Below are 21,992 nucleotides of genomic sequence, written 5' to 3' on the forward strand. Positions count from 1 at the left end.
CTAAATGAGGGGCAGTACCGTTCCGCCGACAGACGATCCGGGGCGTCGAAAATTCCAGTGCGAATGATTTATTCGGTCGGGCACGCTTTTTCTGCCCGTCACCTCGATGCAGCACCGGCAATTCCGAGTCCCTATTTTCAGAGCGGCGATATGAAAACCTCGCCACGACCCGTCCGCGGGCGGCACGCCGTTCGCGCGCCGCCCGCGGGCGGCACCGGCGCCTCAGACAGCGCTGCGCCCGGCGACGGCGGACGCGGCCGGGCTCGAACCGGTCAACCGCTCGACGACGAGGTGATCGACGCTGAAGCGGCCGGGCCCGAGCAGCAGCACGGCCACCGAGGCCGCACCCAGGATCAGCACGAACTCGTAGCCGCCGTTCTCGACGTAGAACCCGTTCGACGCGTGCACGAAGATCCACGCGCCGCCCATGATGAACACGTAGCCCGCCGCGACGACGCGGGTGAGGGCACCCACGATGAACAGCATCGAGCCGAACGCCAGCCAGATCGGCACGAACCGGCCGCTGACCTCGTTGAGCGGGATGCCCGCCTCGCCCTGCATCTCGGCGATGGTCGCCAGTCCGGTCCGCAGGTCGTCGAGGCCGTGCACCAGGAACACGGCCGCGATGCCGAGGCGCAGGACCAGCTTGCCCGCGTCGGTGAGCGTCGGTGAGCTGTCGGTGAGCACATTCGCCTTCATTGTTGGCCTTTCTCGTCGAGAGTGAAGTCGATTCCGCGCTGTCACCAGCCGGAACTGCCACCGCGGACACCTCGTCGAACCCGCGGAAGTTTCAATGCGCAAACGGGGTATTTCGGACATGACCATCGCAACAGAAACCCGTCGGTCTCGGAAGGACAGATCGGGTAGCGGTAGATACCCTCGGGGTATGGAAGATCTCGAAGTGCGAGAGCTTCGATACTTCGTCGCCGTCGCGCGGCACTCGACCTTCTCCGGCGCGGCCGTCGCGCTCGGCATGGCGCAGCCGCCGCTGTCGCGCGCGATCCGGCTGCTCGAGCGGCGCCTCGGCGTCGAGCTTTTCGTGCGCAGCGCCCAGGGGGTGACCCTGACCGACGCCGGACGGACCCTGCTCGACGAGTCCGGGCGCGCACTGGCCGCGATCGAGGCGGCGGCAGCGAGGACCCGGCGTGCGGGCCTCGCCAGGGCGACCCTGGTCGCGGCGGCCAAACCCGGCGTCGCCTCCGGGTTGCTGCGGCGCGTCGCCGAGGGGTTCGCGCGGGCGCACGAGGCGCCTGCGATCGAGATCGCTGTGGCAGGCTACCGGCGCCAGGCGGACATGGTGCGCGACGGTCGCGCCGACGTCGCGATCATCAGCTCGCCCTACGACGCCGAAGGGCTCGAGGCCGCCGAGCTCACCGAGGAGCCCAGGGTCGCCGTGGTCGCCACGGATCACCCCCTCGCGGGGCGGCGGGAGCTGCGCTGCCGCGACCTGCTCGGCGAGACGGTCCCGCTGTTCCACGACGCCACCGAGCAGGAGCAGCTGTACTGGTCGGGTCGGGACACGCTGCGCGCGGCGGGCGGTCTCGTCGAGATCGCGGCGCCGGGCAGGCCCGCGACCGTCGAGGTCGGCGACATCACCGAGCTGCTCGAGGTCATCTCGCTCGGACACGCGGCGGGGCTGCTGCCGCTCTCGGTGGCGGCGGCCTACCCCCGCGTCGACCTGGTGCACGTCCCCGTCGTCGATGCCAGCCCGTACCGGAACTGGGTCGTCTGGCCCGCGGGATCGCGGTCGCGGGCGGTGGCCGAGTTCGTCCACTTCACCGTGGAGTTCGCGGCGGCGGAGCAGGTGGAGCTGCGCCGCGGTGCGTCCTGACACGGCTACCTGCCCCGTCGGGTGTCGATGGTGAAGAGCGGCTGGTCGTAGCGGACCGGCTCGCCGTCGGCGACCTGCGCCTGGGTGATCACGCCGTCGAGATCGGCGTGCACGGGGACCATCAGCTGCATGACCTCGACGACCCCGACCTGCGTGCCGACGACCACCGCGTCGCCGACCGCGACGAAGGGCCCCGCGCCCGGTTCGGCGGCACGGTAGAAGGTGCCGCTCGCGGGCGCGCGGACCACGACGAGGTCGGCCTCCGCCCGCACCACCGGGCCCGCGGCGTCGTCGGCGGACGGAGGCGCGACCGCGTCGCCCGCGGCCGCGTCGCCCGCGGCCGCGGCGGCCGCGGCCCACTCCGCCTCGATCACGACGTCGCCGACGCGGACTCGAAGCACGCTGGGCGGGAGGCTGAACTCCGCGTGCAGCCGCAGGGCGCTGTCCCGAACGAGATCGAGTAGCGGCCTGGCATCGGGAACGGGGTCTGGTGCGGGCATGCGCGATCCTCGGCGGCCTCGATCGGAACCGGTCAGTAGTTGCCCAGCCCGCCGCAGACGTTCAGCGCCTGCGCGGTGACGGCGTTCGCGCCCGCGCCGACGAGGTAGTTCACCATGGCCGCCACCTCGGCGGGGTCGACGTAGCGGCCGATCGGCACCCTGGCCGTGATGCGGTTGTGCACCTCGGCCTCGTCCACCTCCCAGATGCCCGCGTAGTGCGTGCGCACCTTCTCGGCCATCGGGGTCTCGACGAACCCGGGGCACACGGCGTTGACCGTGATCCCGGTCCTGGCCAGCTCGAGCCCGAGCGACTTGCTGAAGCCGACGACGCCGTGCTTCGACGCGGTGTACGGGGCGGCGTGCACCACGCCCTGCTTGCCCCCGGTCGAGGCGATGTTGATGATCCGGCCGGTGCCGCGCTCCAGCATGCCGCCCGCGTTCAGGACCTCCCTGGTCACCAGGAACACGCTGTTGAGATTCGTGTTGATCACCTCGAACCAGAGCTCGTCGGAGATCTCGGCGGTCGCGCCGCCCCCGGGCCTGCCCGCATTGTTCACCAGCACGTCGATCGGGCCGAAGCGGTCGACGGCGGCGCGCACGAGCCCGCGGATGTGCTCGACCGAGGTGACATCGCAGACCGTGCCGTCGACCTCGAGATCCTGGCTCTGCAATTCCTTGATCGTCTCGGTCAGGGTCTCGGCGTGGCGCGCACACAGGAACACGCGCATGCCGTTGCTCGCCAGGGATCTCGCGATCTCGAGACCCATGCCGCTGGTCGCGCCGGTGACGAGCGCGACGGGTTTGGTCGAATCCACCATGGTCAATCCGTTCTCCACAAGCATGATCGGGCCTGCCAGACGTTGCCGCGCGCGCCTCGCATCCCGGTCGAATCCGGGTGGAAAGCGACATACTTCGCAGAAGGAACGGGGTCGACGGTGGCTCGACCGGAGTTCGAGCGCGCGCCCACAGAGTGGGTGCTCCCAGCAACTCCTGCCGAAAGGGTCTCCGATGGCTGCTCGAGGAACGATCGACGGACTGTACGCGGAGGTGTCGCAGTTCTACGCCGAGCAGATGCAGGCGCTGGACGCGGGCAAGTTCGCCGCCTACGCCGAGACCTTCACCGACGACGCGACTTTCAGCCACACACCGGGGCGCGAGCCCGCCCGCACCCGCGCGGGCATCCTGCAGGACCTGCTCGCCGTGAACGAGCGGTTCGCCGACGATCCGCAGCAGCGCCGCCACATGTTCACGATGATGAACCTGGATCCGCAGTCCGACGGCACCATCCGGTCGACGGTCTACGCGCTCGTCCTGACGACGCGTCCCGGTGCGGGCCCGGAGCTGGTGCGCACCTGCGTCGTCCACGATGTGCTGGCGCGCGTCGACGGTGCGCTGCTCAACCGCGCGCGCCGGGTCGAACTCGACGGACTCGACTGACGGCTCCGGCCCGCCTCTGTCCAGAGGCGGGCCGGATATCCGGTGTTCCGACGATCGAGATCAGAGTTTGAGCAGCTGCTCGGAGTATCCGCGGGCGGCGGGCTCGAACTGGATCGCCATGTGGGTCGAGATGGAGTTCACGTCGCGCCAGATCCGCTGCAGCGGACCGTTGAGCGACTGGCCGGTGGTGCCGGACTGCCGGAAGATCCGGTCGACGGCGGTGACGAGCAGGTCGATGGCGACCGCGCAGTCCCGCAGGTTCTGCGCGGCTTCCAGCGGGGTAACCGCGGCGCCCTGGTCGGCGATGGCCACCGCCCGGTCGAGGAGCAGGCCGACGGCGTCGATCTCGGCGGCCGTGCGGGCGAGCGCCCCGTCGTAGGAGTTCCGGTTGCCCTGCACCCCCGGCACGCCGGGCAGCGTGGGGGCGGTGCGGATCTTGCCCGCGATGTAGCCGACGAAGCCGCGCTGGGCGCCGCGGGCCGCACCGAGCGCCGGGACGACGAAGGACAGGCCGTTCACGGCGAGCAGGGGCGCGGAGTAGCAGTCGGCGATCTTCTCGGCGGGTTCCGCGGTCCGGCCCGCGAACAGGTCGGCGCGGTCGAAGGCGAGCACGGTGGGGACGAACTGGTCCTCGACGATGACGGTGTCGCTGCCGGTCGCCCGCATGCCGATGTTGTGCCAGGTCTTGTCGATGGAGTAGCCGGAGCGCGGAACCGCGAACAGCTTCGACTCGACCGCGCCGTCGGTGTCGACCAGCCCGCACAGCAGCGCCCAGTCGGAGAACTCGACCGCGCTGATGTACTGCCAGCGCCCGCTCAGCCGCCAGCCGCCGTCGACGACCTCCGCCTTGCCGAGCGGGGTCACCGAGCCGACGATGAACGCGTCCGGTCCGTCGGCGAACACCTTCGCCGCCCCCGCGGGGGGCAGGAAGGCGGCCGCCATGCGGGTCATGCTCGCCGACAGCGACGCACACCACGCCGTCGCGGTGCAGACCTCGCCGATGGTCGCCACGGCGCGCATGAGCTCGGTGAAGGTCCCGGCGGCGCCGCCGTGTTCGGTCGGGACGAAATGGCGCGCGAAACCGGCGGCGACGAGCGCGCGGACCACGTCCGGGTCGAGCCGTCCGTTCTCCTCCGCGGCGGCCGCGCACCGGCCCGCGATCGCCGCGACGTCGACCGCTGCCGCGGCCAGGGTGTGATCCGACATCTCCAGAGTCCTCCTCGAAAGCGTTGCGCTCGATGGTGGGCGACGCGGGTCGAGCAACCCTCGATATCGGCGCGAGGTCCCCCTTCGACCGGGACTCGAGCGAACCTCCATCCCGGGCGCACAGGATCGGCGCGAATCGTTTCGATGAGCGACGTGGAGGAACGCGTGACCATTTCAACCGGTGCCGGGCTGCAGGCGGGCGTGTGGCGGCTCGACGCGGCCAACTCTCAGGTCGGGTTCACCGTCCGGCACATGATGATCAGCAAGGTGCGCGGCCGCTTCCACGGCTGCACCGCGACCCTGACCTCGACCGACGGCACCCTCGACGGCTCCGTCGTCGAGGCGACGATCGAGGTCGCCTCGCTGGACAGCGGCTTCCGCGCGCGCGACGACGCCGCGCTCTCGGCCGACTACCTCGACGCGGCCACCTACCCGCACTTCACCTTCCGGTCGACGGAGGTGCGGGCGAAGGGCGGCGACTACGTCGTGGTCGGGGAGCTGACCGTGCGCGACGTCACCCGCCCGGTGACGCTCGACGTCCAGTACAACGGCACGGTCACCGACCCGTTCGGGAAGTCGCGCGCGGCCTTCTCCGCGCAGGGCGAGATCAACCGGAAGGACTTCGGCGTGACGATCGACATGCCCCTCGACGGAGGCGGGTTCGTCGTCGGCGACACGATCAAGTTCGACTTCGAGGTGGAGTGCGTGCACGCCGATGCCGTCTGAGCCGCGGACCCCGGTGAGCGGTCCCCCGCCCCGCTATCAACTCGCGCTGATGATCTGGATCGCCGTGCTGCCGACGCTGGTGCTCCTGCAACTGCTGCTCGGCGCTGCCATCAGCGGGCTCGCCCCGGTGCTCCGCATGGTCGTGATGGTGACGATCGCCGTGCCGATCGTCGTCTACGGGTTCATGCCCGTCCTGCACCGCCTGCGCGTCGCCCTGCTCGCCCGCATCGGCGGGCAGGCGCGCTGATCGGGGTTCAGAAGGGGTACGGGCCGAAGCGGCCCCAGGCCACGAAGGCGGCCAGGGCGAGGTAGAGCGCGTTCAGGGCGATGGGCAGATACTCGCGGAAGTGGCGGTGCGTCGCCATGGCGCCGAGCATGAGCAGGACCCAGCAGAGCGCGGTCACCGGCACCAGCACCGGGGCGATGCCGAGGATCGGGGGCAGGACCAGCCCGATGGCCGCGAGCAGTTCCAGGGTGCCGAGGGCGCGGACGGCGGCGGGGCGGGTGTGGCCGGTCCACGTCCCGCCCGGGGTGGCGGCGAGCGTCGGGATCGGGACGAAGGTCTTGGTCACTCCGCCGGCCAGCGCCACCGCGGCCAGGAGGGCGGCGGCGATCCAGAGCAAGAGGTTCATGGGGTACTCCTCGCGATCGATGTGCCCACCGGACACCGGCGCGGGCCCGGTTGTGACATCGGTCGGTCAGGATCGGTCACAGCACCGCTGCGGCCGGTGTCCTGTGCGCGACCCCGAGCTCGAGGAGAACCCCGTGACCGACCCGCACACCGATTCGTTCATGACGCACCGCACCCTGCTCTTCACCGTGGCCTACGAAATCCTCGGCTCGGCGAGCGACGCCGAGGACGTGCTGCAGGACAGCTGGCTGCGCTGGGCCGCGGTCGAGGTGAGCGCGGTCCGGGACCGGCGCGCGTACCTGGTGCGGATCGTCACCAGGCAGGCGCTCAACCGGCTGCGCACATCGGCACGGCGCCGGGAGTCCTACGTCGGGCCGTGGCTGCCGGAGCCGCTGCTCACCACCCCGGACGTCGCCGCCGACGCGGAGCTGGCCGAGAGCGTCTCCACGGCCATGCTGCTGGTGCTGGAGACGCTGGGCCCCACCGAGCGCGCGGTCTTCGTGCTACGCGAGGTGTTCGCCTTCGGCTACGACGAGATCGCCGCGGCGGTGGGCAGGACGCAGGCGGCGGTCAGGCAGATCGCGCACCGGGCCCGCGAGCACGTCGCCGCGCGCCGCCCGCGGAGCACGGTCACGGCCGAGCAGACCCGCTCGGTGCTCGATGCCTTCCAGCGCGCGGCGGGCACCGGCGACCTGCGCGCGCTGCTCGACCTGCTCGCCCCCGACGTGCTGCTGCTGGGCGACGGCGGCGGCATCGTCGCGGCGCTGCCGCACCCGGTGCGCGGGGCACACCGGGTGGCCAGGCTCCTCACCGCACCCCGGGTGCGGGCGGCCGCGGAGCTGCTGGAGCCGAGCACCGTCAACGGCAACCCCGCGCTGGTGCTCCGGGTGGACGGCGCCGTCGACACCGTGCTCTCGATCGACGTCGAGGCGGGCCGGGTCACCGGCGTCTACACCGTGCGGAACCCGGAGAAGCTGACGCACATGCGCCGGGCGAACCCGCTCACGACCTGACGGACTCCAGCCACGCCCGCCCCCGCCGGGCCGAGGCTCGGGAGAGCCAGGCGTCCTGGACGATCTCGGTGAGCTCGGCCACCCCGACCCGGCCGAGCTCGCTGCCGCGCACCAGGACCGAGGGGTGGCCGTCGAAGTGCGGGGAGCTGAAGAAGGGTGTGCCCCGGTCCTGGATCAGCGCCAGTTTGTCCGCCTCGGACTCGACCCAGAGCACGATGACGTCGTCGTACTTCTCCCCGGTCTGCGGGTCGACGGCGTCCGGGCGCGGGGTGCGGAAGAAGACGAAGGACTTGCCGCCCACCTGGTAGACGGCATTGCCCCGCCCGCCCTCGACCCGGGTGACGTGCGGCATCGCGGCGGCGAGCCGGTGCACGTCCTCGACACGGGCGGGGCGATCGGCCATGGGAGTCAGGCTACGCCCGCGCGCAGCCCGCCGAAGAAGGAGCGGAGATCCTGGACCAGCAGGTCGGGGGTCTCCATCGGGGCGAAGTGGCCGCCGCGGTCGAACTCCGTCCACCGGACGACGGTGTGCTGCTTCTCGGCGATGCCGCGCACGACCGCCTTGCCGCTCGGGAAGACCGCGACACCGGTCGGCACCCCGGAGGCGGCAAGGGCGGCACCCCAGGATTCGGACTCCCTGTAGAGCAGCAGGGAGGAGCCCGCGGTGGCGGTGAACCAGAGCACGCTGATCGCGGTGAGCATGGCGTCCCGGTCGATGGCCTGATCGGGCAGCTCGTGCGCCGGGTCCATGTAGGTGTGCACCACGTCGAGCGTCCAGGCCAGCAGCCCGGCGGGCGAGTCGGTGATGGCCGGGGCGAGGGTCTGCGGGCGGGTGGCGTGGATGCCCGCGTACCCGGAGGTGTCGCTGCTGCTCCAGTCCTGCAGCGCGGCGAGCTTCTCGCGGTCGGCGGCGGAGTACCCGGAGCCGTCGTCGTCCCAGGCCGGGATGGTGATCGGGTCGTTGAGGTGCACGCCGAGCACCCGCTCCGGCGCGATCCGGCCCAGCTCCGGCGCGACGAACGAGCCCGCGTCGCCGCCCTGCGCGCCGTACTTTTCATAGCCGAGCCGGGCCATGAGCTCGGCGATCAGCACCGCCGAGCGCTCGGTGGCGGCCGCACCGGGCACCCCCGTCGGCCCGGAGAAGCCGAATCCGGGCAGGGTCGGGATGACCAGGTGGAAGGCGTCGCGCTCGGTGCCGCCGTGTGCGACCGGGTCGGTGAGCGGGTCGATCACCGCGCGGAAGTCGGCGAACGGCCAGCCGTGCACCAGCACCAGCGGGGTGGCGTCCGGGACCGTCGACCTGACGTGTGCGAAATGCAGCCGCTGCCCGTCGATCTCGGTGACGAACTGCGGAATCTCATTGAGCGCCCGCTCCTGCGCCGGCCAGTCGAAGCCGGTGCGCCAGTACTCGGCCAGTTCGCGGACGTAACTCGTGGGAATGCCGTAGCTCCAGCCGACACCGGGCAGCTCGGCGGGCCAGCGGGTGGCGGCGAGCCGGGCGCGCAGGTCGTCGACCTCGGACTGCGGGATGTCGATCCGGAATTCCTCGATGCTGCTCATACCGGCGACACTAGGAGCCGGTTAGGCCGGATTCCGTCCTAACCGGATGGCATGCTGGGATTCGTGAACGATCCATCGGCCCGGCTGCTCCGGCTGCTCGGCCTGCTGCAGACCCCGCGCGACTGGGCGGGCACCGAGTTGGCGGGCAGGCTCGGCGTCAGCGCGCGCACCGTGCGCCGCGACATCGAGCGGCTGCGCGGGCTCGGCTACCCAGTGCAGGCCACCCGGGGCAGCACCGGCTACCGGCTCGCGGCGGGCGCGACGGTGCCGCCGCTGCTGCTCGACGACGAGGAGGCGCTGGCGGTCGCGGTCGGGCTGCGCACCGTGACCGGCGGAACGGTGAGCGGGATCGAGGAGGCCTCGCTGCGCGCGCTGAGCAAGCTGGAGCAGGTGCTGCCCTCCCGGCTGCGGCACCGGCTGACGGCGTTGCAGCGCAGCGTGATCCGGGTGAGCGGGGCCGCGCCGCGGGTCGACCCGAACGTCCTGATCGCGATCTCCGACGCCAGGCACCGCCGGGAGCGGCTGCGCTTCGACTACCGCGACCACGCGGGCGCCGAGACCATCCGGGACGTCGAGCCGGAGGCGGTGGTGAATTTCAACCGGCACTGGTACCTGGTCGGCTGGGATGTCGACCGTGCGGACTGGCGCTCCTTCCGTGTCGACCGCGTGCACCCGCGCATCCCCAACGGCCCCCGGTTCACCCCGCGCGAGATCCCGGGCGGCGATGTCGTGGCCTACCTGTCGCAGCGGCTCTCCGTCGCCGCCTGGCCGCACCGCGCGACCGTCACCCTGCACGCCTCCGCCGCCGAACTCGCCGACCGGATCTGGCCGGGCATGGGCACGCTGGAGGCGGTGGACGACGCCAGGAGCAGGCTGCACCTCGGCGCCGACTCGCCGTGGGCACTCGCCTGGATGCTCACCGCGGTGGACGTCGATTTCACCGTCACGGGGCCACCGGAACTGGTCGAGTCGGTGCGCGCGCTGGGCGATCGGTGCCTAGCGGCGCTCCCCGACCAGGACCGGGGCTGACCGCTCCGGCTCCGACTCGGACAGCCCCACCCGGCGCTGCACCCGCTTCATCCAGGCGGGCGCCCACCAGCAGTCGTCACCGAGCAGCTTCATGACCGCGGGGACCAGCAGCATGCGCAGCACGGTGGCGTCGATGATCAGCGCGGCGATCATGCCGTAGGCGATGTACTGCATCATCACCAGGTCGGAGAAGGCGAAGGCACCGACGACGACCAGCAGGATGAGCGCGGCGGCGGTGATGATCCGGCCGGTCTGCGCGGTGCCGCTGCGCACGGCGTCGGTGGTGGTGGCGCCGCGGGCCCGCGCCTCCACCATACGGGAGAGCAGGAAGACCTCGTAGTCGGTGGAGAGGCCGTAGATCACGGCCATGATCACCACCAGGACATTGGCCTGGATCGGCTGCGGCGTGAAGTTCAGTACCCCGGCGCCGTGGCCATCGACGAAGATCCAGGTCAGGATGCCGAGCGTGGAGCCGAGGCCGAGCGCGCTCATGAGCGCCGCCTTGATCGGCAGGATCAGCGAGCCGAAGGTCAGGAACATGAGCACCGTGGTGACCAGGACGACCAGCGCGATCATCCACGGCATCCGGGTCAGCAAGGTCTCGATGCTGTCGTGCTGCATCGCCGGCACGCCGCCGACCAGCATGCGCACCCCGGCGGGCTGCTCCAGCCCGCGCAGGTGCTCGATGGTGGTGCCCGCGGCGTCGGGGTCGGTGAGCACCGCGCTGGTGCGGAAGACGGCGGGGTCGACGGTGGAGCGGCTGGGCAGGGTGAACTGCTCGGCCAGGTTCGGCGCTTCGTTCGCCCGCGTCAGCAGCCGCCCGATGGCGGTGGTGTCGGTGCCGGTGAAGACCAGCTCGATGGGGTCCGAGCGGCGCAGCGGGAAGTGGGTGTCGATCTCGGCCTGGGCCAGCCTGGTCGGGTTGTCCGGCGGCAGGTACTTCTCGCTGAACCCGCCGAAGGCCAGGTTCTTCATCGGCACGATCAGGAGGGCGAGCAGCAGCACCAGCGGCACCGCGATCTGCACCGGGTGCCGCATCACCCAGCGGGTGAGCCGCCCCCAGAAGCCCGCCTCCACCTCGGCCGCGGTGCGGGTGCGGGCGAACCGCGGCAGCCCGAAGGCGTCGATCCGCCTGCCCAGCGCCGCCAGGAGCGCGGGCAGGATGGTGACCGCGGTGAGCGCCGCCATGGTGACCGTGGCCATGGCGCCGTAGCCGATGGACTTCAGGAAGGTCTGCGGGAAGAGCAGTAGCCCGCCCAGGCTCGCCACGATCATGGTCGCGGAGAACACCACGGTGCGCCCCGCGGTGGTCACCGTGCGCCGGACCGCGGCCGCGGTGTCGTTCCCCTCGGCCAGTTCTTCGCGGAACCGGCTCACGATGAACAGCCCGTAGTCGATCGCCAGGCCGAGCCCGATCATCGAGACCACCGGGGAGACGAAGGAGTTCACCTCGGCCACGTGCGTGAGGCCGCGCACGATGCCGAAGGCGCCGAAGACCGTGAGCCCGCCGACGACCAGCGGCAGCGCCGCCGCCACCAGCCCGCCGAACACGAAGAACAGCAGCACCCCGACCGCGGGGAAGGCGAGCAACTCCATCCGGTGGATGTCGGCGGCGATGGTGTCGTTCAGCGCCCCCGCGACCGGCTGCAACCCGCCGACCTCGACGTCGACGCCCGGAATCGCGAAGGCGCCCTGCACCGCCCGGTAGTTGCGCAGCACCTCGGTGTCGGTCTCGCCGCGCAGCGCGATCGAGGCGACCGCCATGCGCCGGTCCGCGGTGGCGGCCGCGGCGCCGCTGAGCCTGCCGGTCTCGGTGGGCCAGTAGGCGGCGTTCACCCCCGCGATCCGGTCCGGGTGCGCGCGGGGCAGCGCGTTCAGGCTGCCGGTCACCGCGGCCGTGAACGCCGGGTCGTCCACCGTCTTCCCGGCGGGCGCGGTGTAGAGGAGCACCACGTCCACGTCGTGGTTGCGCCCGAACGCGGCGTCGGCCAACTGCCCGGCCAGCGCCGACTCCGAGCCGGGGTCGAACATGCCGCCCTCGCTGAGCCGGTTCGCGTGCCCGGCGCCGTACGCCGCCAGCGCCAGCATGGCCGCCGCGACCAGTCCGATCACCGGCCACCGCCATCGCGAGACCCGTGCGCCCCACCAGGCGAACAACCGGCCCACCACCTTCCGTCCGTCTCGAGCAGCTCCGCTACCCCGAACGGATCATCGGGGCAGCCGAGTTCCCCCGCCCCGCCCGGCTGACCGCCGATGCCACGCCCCCGCGCGGCCACACGCGGGATATCCGCTGGTAGCGCTTTCGGCGGGAAAGGCGGGGATTGTCAAGAAGCGTGCCGAACCGGCCGCCGGGGTACCTACAGTGGCAGGCGGCGCGGTGGTCGCGCCGGATCGGAAGGAGAGCCATGCGCTCCGCGTTGCTGGCCGTATCCCTGCTCACGGGTGCGGCGGCCCTGACCGGCTGCGCCGCCGACGACATGGCGGGCACCACCACGGCCGCGGCCGGATCGTCGCTGACCACCGGCGCCCAGCCGAGTTCGGGCACCCCCGCGGGCACGAGCGGCGCCGCGCCGAGCACCACGACCGGCGGAACGCCGATCACGATCAAGGCGGGTACCGGCACCGAGATGTTCGGCGTCCCGGACGTCCGGGTGCGGATCACCACCTGCGACACCGACACCGAGCTGGCCACGGTGGAGACCGGACGCGACGGCACCGCCACGCACCCCGTCACCGAGGCGGGCTGCTACCGGGCGACGGTGCTCTCGGTGCCCGGCGGTTGCCACCCGAACGAGGTCGCGAGCACCACCGTGGTGGTCAAGCTCGGCGAGCCCGCGTCGACGCGGTTCCTCGTGCACTGCGCCTGAATTCGCGCCTACCATCGGCGGTGACGGTCCAACCACCACAGCGGAGCGCGACGATGACCGACGGTGACGACATCCGGCTCAGCGACGAGGAGCGGCTGCACGCGCTCAATGTCCTCGGCGAGCACTACGCGGCGGGGCGGCTCGACGGGGACGAGTTCTACGAGCGCTCCGGCGCGATCGCCGCCGGGCGGACCCTCGGCGCGCTGCACGAGTCCTTCCGCGGGCTGCCCGGCGGGGTGCCGCTGCGCGCGGCGGACGGGGCGATCGAGCGGGTCGGCGCGGCGCAGCAGGCCGCGCTCGCGAAGCAGGAGGAATCGCCCGCCGCCGAGCTGGAATCGCTGCGCCACCGCGGCAAGGTGGTGGAGACGATCGACGGGGTGGTCCTCGGCCTCACCCTGGTGGTCTTCCTGGTCCTGCAGTTCCCCGTCGGCTGGAGCTGGGCCTGGCTGGTCTGGCCGTCGCTGGTGCTGACGCTCTCGGTGCCCCGGCTCATCTACCACTTCGGGGACGAGGACGAGGAGATGTACGAGAAGCTCAAGAAGGCCGACGCGAAGTCGCGGCGCAAGCGGCTGGAGCAGGCCGACGCGCGCATCCGCGAGCTGGAGGGCAAGCGCGACGGATCCTGACCCGCGGGCTGGTCTCGCCCGCCGATCTCCGATAGCTTAGGTTAGCCTGCCCTGAACAAGTGCGGGCGGAACCAGGAGTGAGGGTGTCGACGGTACCGGCGATCGAAATCAGTGGTCTGGTCAAGAAATACGGCGAGGTGACGGCGCTCGGCGGTGTCTCCTTCGAGGTGGCCCGCGGGGAGGTGCTCGGGCTGCTCGGCCCGAACGGCAGTGGCAAGACCACCACGGTGACCCTGCTCGCCACGCTGCAGCGGCCGACCGCGGGGAGCGCGCGGATCTGCGGCCACGACGTGGTCGCCGAGGCCGCCAGGGTGCGCGAGCTGGTCTCGCTGACCGGGCAGTACGCCGCCCTGGACGAGGGGCTGAGCGCGGTCGAGAACCTCGCCGTCTTCGGCAGGCTCACCGGGCTCGGCGGGAAGCAGCTGAAGACAAGGACCGCCGAGCTGGTCGAGCAGTTCGACCTCGGCGCGGTGCGCGACCGGCGGGTCGGTGCGCTCTCCGGCGGTATGCGCCGCCGGGTCGATATCGCGAGCGCGCTGGTCACCCGGCCGGAGGTGCTGTTCCTGGACGAGCCGACCACCGGGCTGGACCCGCGCAGCCGCGCCGCGGTCTGGGACACCGTCGCCGGGTTGCGGGGCGAGGGCATCACCGTGCTGCTCACCACCCAGTACCTGGAGGAGGCGGACCGGCTCGCCGACCACATCGTCATGCTGAACCGCGGCAGCATCGTCGCCGCAGGCACCCCGGGCAGCCTGAAGAAGGAGGCGGGCGCCGCCGTCTGCGAGGTCACGCTGGCGCACCGCGGCGACATCGCGCGGGTGCGCGAGCTGCTCGCCGAGCTGGAGCTGGTCGAGGCGGAGGAGAACCAGGCGCACCCGAGGCTGGTGTTCCGGGCGCCGCAGGGCATGTCCACGGTCGCCGACGCCATCGCCCGGCTGGGCGGCGCGGGCATCGAGGTGGTCGACATCGGGCTCCGCCAGCCCTCGCTGGACGAGGTCTTCCTGCAGCTCACCGAGGTGACGCCGTGACCGCGGCCGCCCGCGCGTCGGTCGGGCTGCTCCCGGCCACCGGCACCCTGGCCAGGCAGAAGATCCTGGCCGCGCTGCGCTCCGGCGAGGTGCTCTTCGCGGTCTTCGGGCCGATCGTCTTCTTCGTCTGCTTCTACGGGCCGCTGCACCGGCAGTTCGAGCGCGCGGGCGGCGACTACGCGCAGTTCATCACCCCGATCATCCTGCTGCAGGCCGGGATCTTCACCGCCATCACCGCCACCGAGATCGCGGGCAACGACGCGCGGGCCGGGATGCACGAGCGGATGATGTCGCTGCCCATCCCGCGCACCGCCCCCTTCCTCGGCCGGATGGCCTGGGTGGTGGTGCGGATGCTGCTGACCCTGGCCGCCGGGCTCGGCATCGGGCACGCGCTCGGCTTCCGGTTCGAGGGGTCGCTCGCCGACACCGCGCTCTTCGCGTTCTTCGTGGTGGCGTTCGGGCTGTCGCTCAGCATGCTCACCGACGCGGCAGGCTCGGTGGCGCGCAATGCGGTGTCGGTGGCGACGGTGCTGATGATCCCGCAGCTCATCCTGGTCCTCGCCTCCACCGGACTCGTGCCTGCGGAGGGGTTCCCGGAGTGGGCGCAGCCCTTCGTACGGAACCAGCCGATGTCGGTCTTCACCGATGCGCTGCGCGGCCTCGCGGCGGGCTCCGGCCCCGAGCTGACCGCGGTACTGGCCTGGACCGCCGGGCTGCTCCTCGCCGGGACGGCGGCCATCGTCGCGGCGGGCCGAGCGCAGGTGAACCGGTGATCACCTGGCAGGAGCGGCGCGCGGTGCCGCTGGTTCAGCAGTCCCTGGTGCAGGCGGGCGCGCTGCTGCGCACCTGGTCGCGCGATCCGGGGATCGTGGTGCAGTCGCTGGTCTTCCCGGCCTTCATGCTGCTCATGTTCCAGCTGGTGCTCGGCGAGACCGTCACCACCATGGGCGGCGGCGACAGCGTCTACGGCAACACCGGGCTGGTCGCGCTGGTCGGCGCGCTCTTCGGCACGCTCGCCACCGCCATCACGCTCATCCACGAGCGCGACACCGGGCTGCTCGCCCGCATGTGGACGCTGCCGGTGCCGCGGGCCGGGTTCATCGCGGGCAGGCTGCTCGCCGAGGCGGTGCGCGCCGGGCTCGCCACCGCGGTGCTCTTCGCGGTCGCGGTGCCGCTCGGCTTCCGCTTCGAGCACGGCGTGCTCGCGGGCGTCGGCGCGCTCCTCGTCCCGATGATCTTCGGGGTCGGGATCGCCGTCCCGGTCCTCGCGCTCGCCACCGTCGCCTCCGGCAAGGGCGCGGTGCAGCAGCTCGGCGGCCTCTTCCTGCTCCTGCTCTTCTTCAACGGCGGCTTCGCCCCGGTCGACCAGTACTGGGGCTGGATCCAGCCCTTCGTCCGGCACCAGCCCATGACGCCCGCCATCGACGCCGTGCGCGGGCTCACCGAGGGCGGGCCCGTCCTCGCCCCCTTCGTCACCACGGTGCTGTGGACGGTCGGGTTGATCGCGGTCTTCGGGCCACTCGCGGTGCGCGGGTATCGGCGGGCGGCGGAGCAGCGGTAGTCACTCGTAGTGCGTGCCGACCTGGATCACCACGATCTCGGTGTCGGTGACGTAGTAGACGAGCCGGTGTTCCTGGGTGATCCGGCGCGACCAGTTCCCGGCGAGCTGGTATTTCAGCCGCTCGGGCTTGCCGATACCGGCGAACGGGTCGGCGAGGGTCGCGTCGATCATCTTGTTCGCCGCCTTCAGGATCTGGCGATCGCGGGTGAGCCAGGCAGCGTAGCTGCGCCAGCCCTGGCCGGTGAGGGACAGTTTGCGATCGGTCACGGGGTGCCGTGCCGGTCGATTTCGCGCTGGACGATCGCGGTGAGCTGCTCGGTGGAGGCGCCTTCGGCGAGGCCTGCTCTGACCAGCTCCAGAGCGGCCACCACGGTCCCCGTCGCCTGCGGCTCGGCGACCGTGGGCGCGTCCGGGTCCAGGAGGTCTCGCGCCTCGGTGCGCCCCTCGCGAGCGTCCTCGGCGGATTTCAGCAGCTGCACCCCGCCGTGCGTGCGCAGCACGTAGAGCGTCTCCAGCAGCGAGTTCCAGTCGGACTCGGCCACCAGGACGGCGTTCTCCCCGGTCTTGGTAACCACGGTGAGTGGGTCGTGATCGTCGTTCACCTGCTGGACCAGCCCGAACAGATTCTGACGGACAGTGGAAATAGGTAGCGACGGCATGGGCTCGACTCCTCGCAGCAATCTTGTACGAGATATCGTACAAGAAGGTCAGAGGCTGCGCCGGGCTCCGGTTCCGTCGGCGGCGCGCATGACGACGCGGTCACCGTCGCGGATCATGGTGAAGACGGCGGTGGGTGGGTCGAAGCGGTCGTCGGGCGGGGTGGGTGCGGCGGGGGCCGGGGGTTTGCGGAGGCGGGGTCGGCGGGCGTCGTGCAGGTCGAGGCCGCCGGGGCGGGAGAGGACGCCGAAGCGGGCCGGGTTGCCCGCGAACCAGATGGCGTCGCCCGCGGAGTCGAGCAGCGCGCCCGCGGTGCCGCCGCGCGAGCGCAGCACCAGGCTGCCCGCCACCTGGCCGTCCAGATCGATGAGGATCACCCAGTCCCGGCCGTCCTCCGGCACGTGCTCGAACCAGAACTGCTGCCACGGGCGGCGCAGGGCGCGGCGGCGGCGCCGGTAGCGCAGGAAGAGCGGGAGCGCGAGGACGAGGGTCCAGAGGACGAAGGCGGCGCCGGTGAAGGTGGCGGCGGTGGCGGCCAGGCGCTGCGGACCCGGGGTGCTCGCGGTGGACTCCAGGTAGAGCAGGACGCCGCAGGCGGGGCCGAGCGCGAGCGTGCCGAGCAGGGCGCCCCACGCGCGCAGCGCGACCCAGCGGAGCCGGAGCCTGGTCTCGCGCCACTCGCGGGCGGGTTCGGGCGGGGTGCGGAGGGCCGGATCCGGCCTGCTCGATCTCATGGGCGTCCAACGTCCGACGGGGTAGTGCTGGACGACAGGGTAGCGGTCCGCGCGCCGATTCCGCTCGGGCACAGCGGTTTCGTCCGATGCGGTCGGAGCCGCGGAACACCACCGCCCGCGGGGTGCCGATCGCCGAGGGCACGCTGGACACGCGCCCGCGCCTCCTACGGCACCGCCCGGCCACCGCGCCGACAGCGCGGGGACCGGGCGGGCCGGGAAAACCGGGTCAGCTCGGGATGAGGCTCGCCGCCGACGACCGGCGCAACTTCCCGGACGGCGTCTTGGGCAGCGCCCCCTTCTGCACGATGACCACGACCGCGGGCGCGATCCCGACCTCGTCGTGCACCGCCCGCGCCACCTCCTTGCGGATCCGCTCGCTCTCGTCGGTGTCCCCGGCGGACTCCGATTCGGCGATCACCGCGATCCCCTCGCGCGCCATGCTGGGCAGCTGGATGCCGAGCGCGGCGACGCTGCCGGGGCGGACGCCCGCGATCCCGGCGGCGGCGCGCTCGACCACGGTGGGGGCGATATTGCGGCCCGCGACGATGATGACGTCCTTCTTGCGGCCGGTGACGACGGCGTCGCCGTCGGCGGTGACGTAGCCGAGGTCGCCGGTGTCGAGCCAGCCGTCGGCGTCCTGCGCGGCGGTGTAGCCGTCCGGGCCGAGGTAGCGGGCGGTCACGGCCTTGCCGCGGACCAGGATGGTGCCGATCCGGTCGGCGGGCTGCTCGGTGCCGTGCTCGTCGACGACGCGCAGCTCGATACCGGGCACCGGCGGGCCGAGCCGGACCAGGGTGCGCGGCTTCTCGAGCTCCGCGCGGACGACGGCGCCGGTGCGCTCGGCCTGCGCGGCGTCGATGACGTCCACGGTGAAGCGCTCGCGCATCCTGGTGAACGAGACCGCGAGCGTGGTCTCGGCCATGCCGTAGGCGGGCATCAGCGCCTCCGGCCGCAGCCCGAACCGCGCGGCCTCGGCACTGAACTCGTCCAGGGTGGCCTGGTCGACCACCTCGGCGCCGTTCACCGCGACGCGCAGCGAGGAGAGGTCGTAGGCGCCGTCGGGGGCCCGGCGCAGCCGCCGCGCCAGCACCGAGTAGGCGAAGTTCGGCGCCGCGGTGACGTGCCCGCCGAAGCGGCCGATCATCTCGGCCCAGGAGAGCGGGTTCTTCAGGAAGGCCAGCGGGTTGGTGATGACGGCGGTGGCCCGCGCCACCATGGGCATGACCAGCATGCCGATCATGCCCATGTCGTGGTAGAGCGGCAGCCAGCTGACCACGATGTCGCCGGGGCGGAACCCGGCGGCGTCGGCCATGGCCGTCTGGTTCTGCATGATGTTGTCGCCGGTGATGGCGACCGCCTTCGGCACCCCGGTGGTGCCGGAGGTGAGCTGCAGGATGCAGAGGTCGGCGCCGACGGTCAGCACCGGCTCGGCCGGGGTCGGGTTCGCGGTGAGCTCGTCGACCACCACGATCGGCGCGCCGAGGTCGAGTTCGCGCACCACGTCGGTGAAGGGCGCGCCGACCGCGACCACCGCGGCGTCCAACATCCGGACCACCGCGCGGGTGTCTTCCAGCCACTTGGCCAGGTCGGTGCGCGGGGTCGGCTGGTGCAGCATGGTGAAGGCGGCGCCGCGCAGCCAGGTGGCCTGCACCAGCACCGCGACGTCGGCGGCGTTGCCCGCCAGGATCGTCACCGAGCTGCCTGGCCCGACGCCCGCCGCGGCGAGGCCGGTGGCGGCGCGGCGGGCGGCGTCCTGGATCTGCGCCCAGGTGCGGTAGGTCAGCGACTCGGCGTCGTCGCCGCTCCACAGCCCGGAGATCTCCGAGGGCGGCTGCCCGAAGAGGATGTCGGTGAGCCTGCTCATCGGTTCGCGCCTTCCTGCACGGCTGCTTCGCGCAGCACCCGGTCGAAGTTCTCGACGAAGGTCACGGCGTAGCCGTCGGCCAGCGCCGCGGGATCGGTGACGATGCCGAACGAGGTGCGGCCGCCCAGGATCAGGCTGGTTACCGAGAACGAGTAGCCGACCAGCGGGGAGATCGGGGTCAGCGTGGCGATCGGGGTGCCGAGCACCGCGCGGACCTTGGAGAAGCCGGGGTTGATGCCGATGTGGATGTCCGGGCTCATCCGCTTCATGGAGGCGCCAGCGATGGCGCGGTGCACCGGCCACGGGATCTTCGGCGCGTTGTCGGTGGCGGCGAGCGAGAGCTCGGGGCGCTCGGCGGCGACGAAGGCCAGCTCGGCGCGGGCCCGCTCCAGCTGCTTGTCCAGGGCGGGCTCGGAGCCCAACAGGTTGACCAGCGAGACCAGCACGGCATTGCCGGTGTGCCGGAACGCCTGGTCGTGCGTGACCGGCAGCGTCACCCGGAGCTGCTCGGAGCCGGTGCCGCGCGGCGGCGCCAGGCTCAGCGCGCTGCCGATGGCGGCGAGCAGGAACTCGTGCACCGAGGCACCGTGGTTGCGCGCGGCCCGGCGCAGGTCGCGGGTCGAGGCGCTGGTCAGCGCCACCTCCCTGCGGCCGGTGCCGGTCAGCTTGGGCCAGGCCCGCCCGGCGGCGCCCGCCTTCCAGTGCTCCTCGAAAGCGGTCTTCGACGCCTTCAGCACCTCCGGCTCGATCTCGGCGATCCGGTAGCGCGGGCTGGTGGCGAAGCGCTCGAACTCGGTGAGGTCCTCGGCGCTGCCGTCGGCGAGCAGCGCGGCGAAGGCGGCGCCCGCGATGCCGTCGGAGAGCGCGTGGTGCACCCGGAGCAGCACGTACTGCACCCCGGTGTCCGCGGGGGTGAAGAGCGTGATGTGCCAGAAGGGTTCGGGGCGGGGCAGCGCGGTCTCGTGCAGCGTGGCAATCTGCCGGTGCAGGTCGGCGGCGTCGGTGTACGCGGCGGGGGTGACGTGCCGGTCGATGTCGACCTGCTCGGTGAGCACCACCTCCGCGCGCCGCCAGCGGCCGTTGCGGACGCCGAGCCGGAAGATGTCGAAGAGCCGCACCCGCTCGCGCACCCTGGCCCGCACCTCGTCGATGTGCAGCTGCGGGCCGGGCGCCAGCTCCAGCACCATGGCCCAGTGCATGGGGCTGCGCGCGGTGTCCAGGTGCAGGTAGGTGAAGTCGGCCGGGGCGAGTTCGACGGGACTGCTCATGCTGTCTCCTCCGGGCACGAGCGAGGGCCCTCCGTGGTTACGCTGCGCTCCCGCCTCCGGGCCTGACTCGCTCATGCCGGTGCCCCCTCACTGGAGTACATCGCTTCGTAGCCTTCCTGGTCGGGCTGCATGGCCGCGGCGACCAGCTCCCAGAGCACCTCGTCGGTGCCGCCGCCGACCCTGGCCAGCTTCATGTCGCGCCACCAGCGGCCGATCGGCGTCTCGGACTCCAGGTAGCCGGAGCCGCCGAAGATGTGCAGGCACTCCGAGGCGACCTCGGTGCCGAGGTGCGCGGCGGTCACCTTGAGTGCGGCCGCGGTGCGCAGGTTGATCTTGCCCTCCGTGGCGACCCCGGCCAGCGCGTAGCGCAGCAGGTCGGTGCGGGCCTGCAGGTCCGCGACGCGCAGCCGGAGCGCCTGGTGGTCGTAGAGCCGCTTGCCGAACTGGGTGCGGTTCATCATGCGGGCCAGCGTGATGCCGAGCATGGCCTCGCAGGCGGCGGCGATCTGCCCGGCCACCGAGTAGCGCTCGTGCGCCAGCCCCCAGCTGATCACCGCGAGCCCGGTGCCCGCGCGGGCGACCAGCGCCTCGGCGGGCACCCAGGTGTCGATGGTGACGGCGGCGGTGTCCAGCGGGCCCGCGCCGAGCTTGCGGTACGGGGTGGCGATGTCGACCTGCGCGGTCGGCACCATGGCCAGCGCGACATTGCCCTCGGCGCCGCCCGGCGCCCGGCCGACGACCAGGATCTGGTCGGCGATCGGCGAGAGCGAGACGTACTTCTTGTGCCCGGTCACCCGGTAGCCGCCGTCGTGCGGCTCGATGACGGTGCCGACGTGCTGCAGGTCCGACCCGCCCGCCTCCTCGGAGGCGGCGATGCAGAGCACCGCCTCGGTGCGGATGGCCCGCTCGGCGAGGTCGCGCAGGAAGTCGGTGCGGCCGAAGCGGCGCAGCACGGCGATGGCCGAGTCGTGCAGGCTCACCCCGACGCCGATGCCCGCCGAGTTCAGCTCGCCGAGCTTGCCCGCGAGCGCGAAGTGCTCACCGAGGTCGGTGATCTTGCGGTCCCGCCACTTGTGCGCGAAGACCCCGGCGGCGCCGAGGTGCTCGAGCAGCGCGCGCGGGAACCGCTCCTCCCGCTCGGCCTGTTCGGTCCACTGCCGGACGCGGTCGTCGAAGGCCGCGTCCAGCAGTTCGGCGTACGCGGTCATCGGGAGACGCCGGCCTTCGACCGGACCAGCTCCTCCAGTTCGCCGACGGACGCCGTCTCGGCCATCTCCCGGTCGGTGAGCTGCACGCCGAGCCGCTCCTCGATGGCGACGACGCCGATGGCGAAGGCCACCGAGTCCAGCCCCAGGTCCTCGATGAGCAGCGAGGACGGGGTGACGTCCGCCATCGGCAGGTCGAGGTCCTCGGCGAGGATGCTGTGCAGCGTTTCCCGGATGTGATCGGACATG

At 72.2% G+C, this 21,992-nt stretch carries 26 protein-coding genes; 11 read left to right on the forward strand and 15 right to left on the reverse strand.

Going from position 1 to position 21,992, the window contains the following annotated elements:
- Positions 1–222: 222 nt before the first annotated feature.
- Entirely contained in the window at positions 223–699 is a 477-nt protein-coding gene (locus tag ACFUUZ_RS01240; RefSeq protein ID WP_378691062.1) for a DoxX family protein, read from the reverse strand.
- Between the two features lie 187 nt (positions 700–886).
- Between ACFUUZ_RS01240 and ACFUUZ_RS01245 the strand changes: the two genes are divergently transcribed.
- Positions 887–1,831, forward strand: coding sequence for a LysR family transcriptional regulator (locus tag ACFUUZ_RS01245; protein WP_378691064.1), 945 nt, complete (start codon positions 887–889; stop codon positions 1,829–1,831).
- A gap of 5 nt (positions 1,832–1,836) precedes the next feature.
- On the opposite strand, the gene ACFUUZ_RS01250 is transcribed toward ACFUUZ_RS01245, so the two are convergent.
- Both ACFUUZ_RS01250 and ACFUUZ_RS01255 read right to left on the reverse strand, forming a co-directional pair.
- Positions 1,837–2,331: an acetyl-CoA carboxylase biotin carboxyl carrier protein gene (locus ACFUUZ_RS01250; RefSeq protein ID WP_378691067.1), complete on the reverse strand. Its 495-nt coding sequence runs from the start codon at positions 2,329–2,331 to the stop codon at positions 1,837–1,839.
- Between the two features lie 32 nt (positions 2,332–2,363).
- Complete coding sequence (locus ACFUUZ_RS01255; RefSeq protein WP_378691069.1) at positions 2,364–3,149, reverse strand: SDR family NAD(P)-dependent oxidoreductase; 786 nt, start codon at positions 3,147–3,149, stop codon at positions 2,364–2,366.
- A gap of 190 nt (positions 3,150–3,339) precedes the next feature.
- On the opposite strand from ACFUUZ_RS01255, the gene ACFUUZ_RS01260 reads away from it, so the two are divergent.
- Complete coding sequence (locus ACFUUZ_RS01260; RefSeq protein ID WP_378691071.1) at positions 3,340–3,768, forward strand: nuclear transport factor 2 family protein; 429 nt, start codon at positions 3,340–3,342, stop codon at positions 3,766–3,768.
- A 60-nt stretch (positions 3,769–3,828) separates the two neighbouring features.
- Here ACFUUZ_RS01260 and ACFUUZ_RS01265 read toward each other — a convergent pair whose 3' ends face one another.
- The gene (locus ACFUUZ_RS01265; protein ID WP_378691074.1) at positions 3,829–4,974 is read right to left on the reverse strand and encodes an acyl-CoA dehydrogenase family protein; all 1,146 of its coding nucleotides are present in this window, start codon (positions 4,972–4,974) and stop codon (positions 3,829–3,831) included.
- A 165-nt stretch (positions 4,975–5,139) separates the two neighbouring features.
- Here ACFUUZ_RS01265 and ACFUUZ_RS01270 point away from each other — a divergent pair, with 165 nt between their 5' ends.
- Complete coding sequence (locus tag ACFUUZ_RS01270; RefSeq protein WP_378691077.1) at positions 5,140–5,700, forward strand: YceI family protein; 561 nt, start codon at positions 5,140–5,142, stop codon at positions 5,698–5,700.
- 49 nt (positions 5,701–5,749) lie between these two features.
- Positions 5,750–5,947 (forward strand): hypothetical protein, encoded by a 198-nt coding sequence (locus tag ACFUUZ_RS01275; RefSeq protein WP_378691079.1) that lies wholly within the window; start codon positions 5,750–5,752, stop codon positions 5,945–5,947.
- A gap of 7 nt (positions 5,948–5,954) precedes the next feature.
- On the opposite strand, the gene ACFUUZ_RS01280 is transcribed toward ACFUUZ_RS01275, so the two are convergent.
- Positions 5,955–6,332: a DoxX family protein gene (locus ACFUUZ_RS01280; protein ID WP_378691082.1), complete on the reverse strand. Its 378-nt coding sequence runs from the start codon at positions 6,330–6,332 to the stop codon at positions 5,955–5,957.
- A 133-nt stretch (positions 6,333–6,465) separates the two neighbouring features.
- Between ACFUUZ_RS01280 and ACFUUZ_RS01285 the strand changes: the two genes are divergently transcribed.
- Positions 6,466–7,344: an RNA polymerase sigma-70 factor gene (locus ACFUUZ_RS01285; RefSeq protein ID WP_378691085.1), complete on the forward strand. Its 879-nt coding sequence runs from the start codon at positions 6,466–6,468 to the stop codon at positions 7,342–7,344.
- On the opposite strand, the gene ACFUUZ_RS01290 is transcribed toward ACFUUZ_RS01285, so the two are convergent.
- Positions 7,334–7,747 (reverse strand): MmcQ/YjbR family DNA-binding protein, encoded by a 414-nt coding sequence (locus tag ACFUUZ_RS01290; RefSeq protein ID WP_378691088.1) that lies wholly within the window; start codon positions 7,745–7,747, stop codon positions 7,334–7,336. The two genes, ACFUUZ_RS01285 and ACFUUZ_RS01290, sit on opposite strands and share 11 nt — an antisense overlap.
- 5 nt (positions 7,748–7,752) lie before the next feature.
- Complete coding sequence (locus ACFUUZ_RS01295) at positions 7,753–8,904, reverse strand: epoxide hydrolase family protein (RefSeq protein ID WP_378691090.1); 1,152 nt, start codon at positions 8,902–8,904, stop codon at positions 7,753–7,755.
- Between the two features lie 63 nt (positions 8,905–8,967).
- On the opposite strand from ACFUUZ_RS01295, the gene ACFUUZ_RS01300 reads away from it, so the two are divergent.
- Complete coding sequence (locus tag ACFUUZ_RS01300; protein ID WP_378691096.1) at positions 8,968–9,933, forward strand: helix-turn-helix transcriptional regulator; 966 nt, start codon at positions 8,968–8,970, stop codon at positions 9,931–9,933.
- On the opposite strand, the gene ACFUUZ_RS01305 is transcribed toward ACFUUZ_RS01300, so the two are convergent.
- Positions 9,901–12,090, reverse strand: a complete 2,190-nt coding sequence (locus tag ACFUUZ_RS01305) for an MMPL family transporter (protein ID WP_378691499.1) — start codon at positions 12,088–12,090, stop codon at positions 9,901–9,903. The two genes, ACFUUZ_RS01300 and ACFUUZ_RS01305, sit on opposite strands and share 33 nt — an antisense overlap.
- Before the next feature lie 248 nt (positions 12,091–12,338).
- Between ACFUUZ_RS01305 and ACFUUZ_RS01310 the strand changes: the two genes are divergently transcribed.
- From ACFUUZ_RS01310 to ACFUUZ_RS01330, 5 genes are all read left to right on the forward strand, one after another.
- Complete coding sequence (locus ACFUUZ_RS01310; RefSeq protein ID WP_378691099.1) at positions 12,339–12,800, forward strand: hypothetical protein; 462 nt, start codon at positions 12,339–12,341, stop codon at positions 12,798–12,800.
- 53 nt (positions 12,801–12,853) lie between these two features.
- Positions 12,854–13,426, forward strand: a complete 573-nt coding sequence (locus ACFUUZ_RS01315) for a DUF1707 domain-containing protein (RefSeq protein WP_378691102.1) — start codon at positions 12,854–12,856, stop codon at positions 13,424–13,426.
- 83 nt (positions 13,427–13,509) lie between these two features.
- Entirely contained in the window at positions 13,510–14,454 is a 945-nt protein-coding gene (locus ACFUUZ_RS01320) for an ATP-binding cassette domain-containing protein (RefSeq protein WP_378691104.1), read from the forward strand.
- Entirely contained in the window at positions 14,451–15,227 is a 777-nt protein-coding gene (locus tag ACFUUZ_RS01325) for an ABC transporter permease (RefSeq protein ID WP_378691107.1), read from the forward strand. Before ACFUUZ_RS01320 ends, ACFUUZ_RS01325 begins: the two co-directional genes overlap by 4 nt.
- Complete coding sequence (locus ACFUUZ_RS01330) at positions 15,224–16,015, forward strand: ABC transporter permease (RefSeq protein WP_378691110.1); 792 nt, start codon at positions 15,224–15,226, stop codon at positions 16,013–16,015. The genes ACFUUZ_RS01325 and ACFUUZ_RS01330 overlap by 4 nt, the downstream gene beginning before the upstream one ends.
- Here the strand turns inward: ACFUUZ_RS01330 and ACFUUZ_RS01335 are convergent, their stop codons facing one another.
- The 7 genes from ACFUUZ_RS01335 to ACFUUZ_RS01365 all read right to left on the reverse strand — a co-directional run bounded on the left by ACFUUZ_RS01335 (position 16,016) and on the right by ACFUUZ_RS01365 (position 21,991).
- The gene (locus ACFUUZ_RS01335) at positions 16,016–16,282 is read right to left on the reverse strand and encodes a Txe/YoeB family addiction module toxin (RefSeq protein WP_378691113.1); all 267 of its coding nucleotides are present in this window, start codon (positions 16,280–16,282) and stop codon (positions 16,016–16,018) included. It abuts the gene before it with no gap.
- A complete protein-coding gene (locus ACFUUZ_RS01340) occupies positions 16,279–16,674 on the reverse strand; it encodes a type II toxin-antitoxin system Phd/YefM family antitoxin (RefSeq protein WP_378691117.1) in 396 nt (131 codons plus the stop codon). Before ACFUUZ_RS01340 ends, ACFUUZ_RS01335 begins: the two co-directional genes overlap by 4 nt.
- Before the next feature lie 48 nt (positions 16,675–16,722).
- Complete coding sequence (locus ACFUUZ_RS01345) at positions 16,723–17,406, reverse strand: hypothetical protein (protein ID WP_378691120.1); 684 nt, start codon at positions 17,404–17,406, stop codon at positions 16,723–16,725.
- A 226-nt stretch (positions 17,407–17,632) separates the two neighbouring features.
- Positions 17,633–19,270 carry a long-chain-fatty-acid--CoA ligase gene (locus ACFUUZ_RS01350; protein ID WP_378691123.1) on the reverse strand — a complete coding sequence of 546 codons (1,638 nt, stop codon included), beginning with the start codon at positions 19,268–19,270 and terminating at the stop codon, positions 17,633–17,635.
- Positions 19,267–20,538 carry a wax ester/triacylglycerol synthase domain-containing protein gene (locus ACFUUZ_RS01355; protein WP_378691125.1) on the reverse strand — a complete coding sequence of 424 codons (1,272 nt, stop codon included), beginning with the start codon at positions 20,536–20,538 and terminating at the stop codon, positions 19,267–19,269. The genes ACFUUZ_RS01350 and ACFUUZ_RS01355 overlap by 4 nt, the downstream gene beginning before the upstream one ends.
- A gap of 71 nt (positions 20,539–20,609) precedes the next feature.
- On the reverse strand, positions 20,610–21,746 hold the full coding sequence (locus ACFUUZ_RS01360; RefSeq protein WP_378691128.1) for an acyl-CoA dehydrogenase family protein: 1,137 nt from the start codon (positions 21,744–21,746) through the stop codon (positions 20,610–20,612).
- Positions 21,743–21,991, reverse strand: a complete 249-nt coding sequence (locus ACFUUZ_RS01365; RefSeq protein ID WP_378691131.1) for an acyl carrier protein — start codon at positions 21,989–21,991, stop codon at positions 21,743–21,745. The genes ACFUUZ_RS01360 and ACFUUZ_RS01365 overlap by 4 nt, the downstream gene beginning before the upstream one ends.
- Position 21,992: the final 1 nt, after the last annotated feature.

This window comes from Nocardia sp. NPDC057353 (assembly GCF_042667085.1).
GTDB lineage: Bacteria > Actinomycetota > Actinomycetes > Mycobacteriales > Mycobacteriaceae > Nocardia.

What these genes read in the sequence shown, in the direction of transcription:
- ACFUUZ_RS01255 (WP_378691069.1), bottom strand. Translation starts at nt 3,149, where the DNA reads ATGGTGGATTCGACCAAACCCGTCGCGCTCGTCACCGGCGCGACCAGC.
- ACFUUZ_RS01355 (WP_378691125.1), bottom strand. Translation starts at nt 20,538, where the DNA reads ATGAGCAGTCCCGTCGAACTCGCCCCGGCCGACTTCACCTACCTGCAC.
- ACFUUZ_RS01315 (WP_378691102.1), top strand. Translation starts at nt 12,854, where the DNA reads ATGACCGACGGTGACGACATCCGGCTCAGCGACGAGGAGCGGCTGCAC.
- ACFUUZ_RS01275 (WP_378691079.1), top strand. Translation starts at nt 5,750, where the DNA reads ATGATCTGGATCGCCGTGCTGCCGACGCTGGTGCTCCTGCAACTGCTG.
- ACFUUZ_RS01345 (WP_378691120.1), bottom strand. Translation starts at nt 17,406, where the DNA reads ATGAGATCGAGCAGGCCGGATCCGGCCCTCCGCACCCCGCCCGAACCC.
- ACFUUZ_RS01295 (WP_378691090.1), bottom strand. Translation starts at nt 8,904, where the DNA reads ATGAGCAGCATCGAGGAATTCCGGATCGACATCCCGCAGTCCGAGGTC.
- ACFUUZ_RS01310 (WP_378691099.1), top strand. Translation starts at nt 12,339, where the DNA reads ATGCGCTCCGCGTTGCTGGCCGTATCCCTGCTCACGGGTGCGGCGGCC.
- ACFUUZ_RS01245 (WP_378691064.1), top strand. Translation starts at nt 887, where the DNA reads ATGGAAGATCTCGAAGTGCGAGAGCTTCGATACTTCGTCGCCGTCGCG.
- ACFUUZ_RS01240 (WP_378691062.1), bottom strand. Translation starts at nt 699, where the DNA reads ATGAAGGCGAATGTGCTCACCGACAGCTCACCGACGCTCACCGACGCG.
- ACFUUZ_RS01350 (WP_378691123.1), bottom strand. Translation starts at nt 19,270, where the DNA reads ATGAGCAGGCTCACCGACATCCTCTTCGGGCAGCCGCCCTCGGAGATC.
- ACFUUZ_RS01365 (WP_378691131.1), bottom strand. Translation starts at nt 21,991, where the DNA reads ATGTCCGATCACATCCGGGAAACGCTGCACAGCATCCTCGCCGAGGAC.
- ACFUUZ_RS01290 (WP_378691088.1), bottom strand. Translation starts at nt 7,747, where the DNA reads ATGGCCGATCGCCCCGCCCGTGTCGAGGACGTGCACCGGCTCGCCGCC.
- ACFUUZ_RS01360 (WP_378691128.1), bottom strand. Translation starts at nt 21,746, where the DNA reads ATGACCGCGTACGCCGAACTGCTGGACGCGGCCTTCGACGACCGCGTC.
- ACFUUZ_RS01260 (WP_378691071.1), top strand. Translation starts at nt 3,340, where the DNA reads ATGGCTGCTCGAGGAACGATCGACGGACTGTACGCGGAGGTGTCGCAG.
- ACFUUZ_RS01265 (WP_378691074.1), bottom strand. Translation starts at nt 4,974, where the DNA reads ATGTCGGATCACACCCTGGCCGCGGCAGCGGTCGACGTCGCGGCGATC.
- ACFUUZ_RS01250 (WP_378691067.1), bottom strand. Translation starts at nt 2,331, where the DNA reads ATGCCCGCACCAGACCCCGTTCCCGATGCCAGGCCGCTACTCGATCTC.
- ACFUUZ_RS01340 (WP_378691117.1), bottom strand. Translation starts at nt 16,674, where the DNA reads ATGCCGTCGCTACCTATTTCCACTGTCCGTCAGAATCTGTTCGGGCTG.
- ACFUUZ_RS01280 (WP_378691082.1), bottom strand. Translation starts at nt 6,332, where the DNA reads ATGAACCTCTTGCTCTGGATCGCCGCCGCCCTCCTGGCCGCGGTGGCG.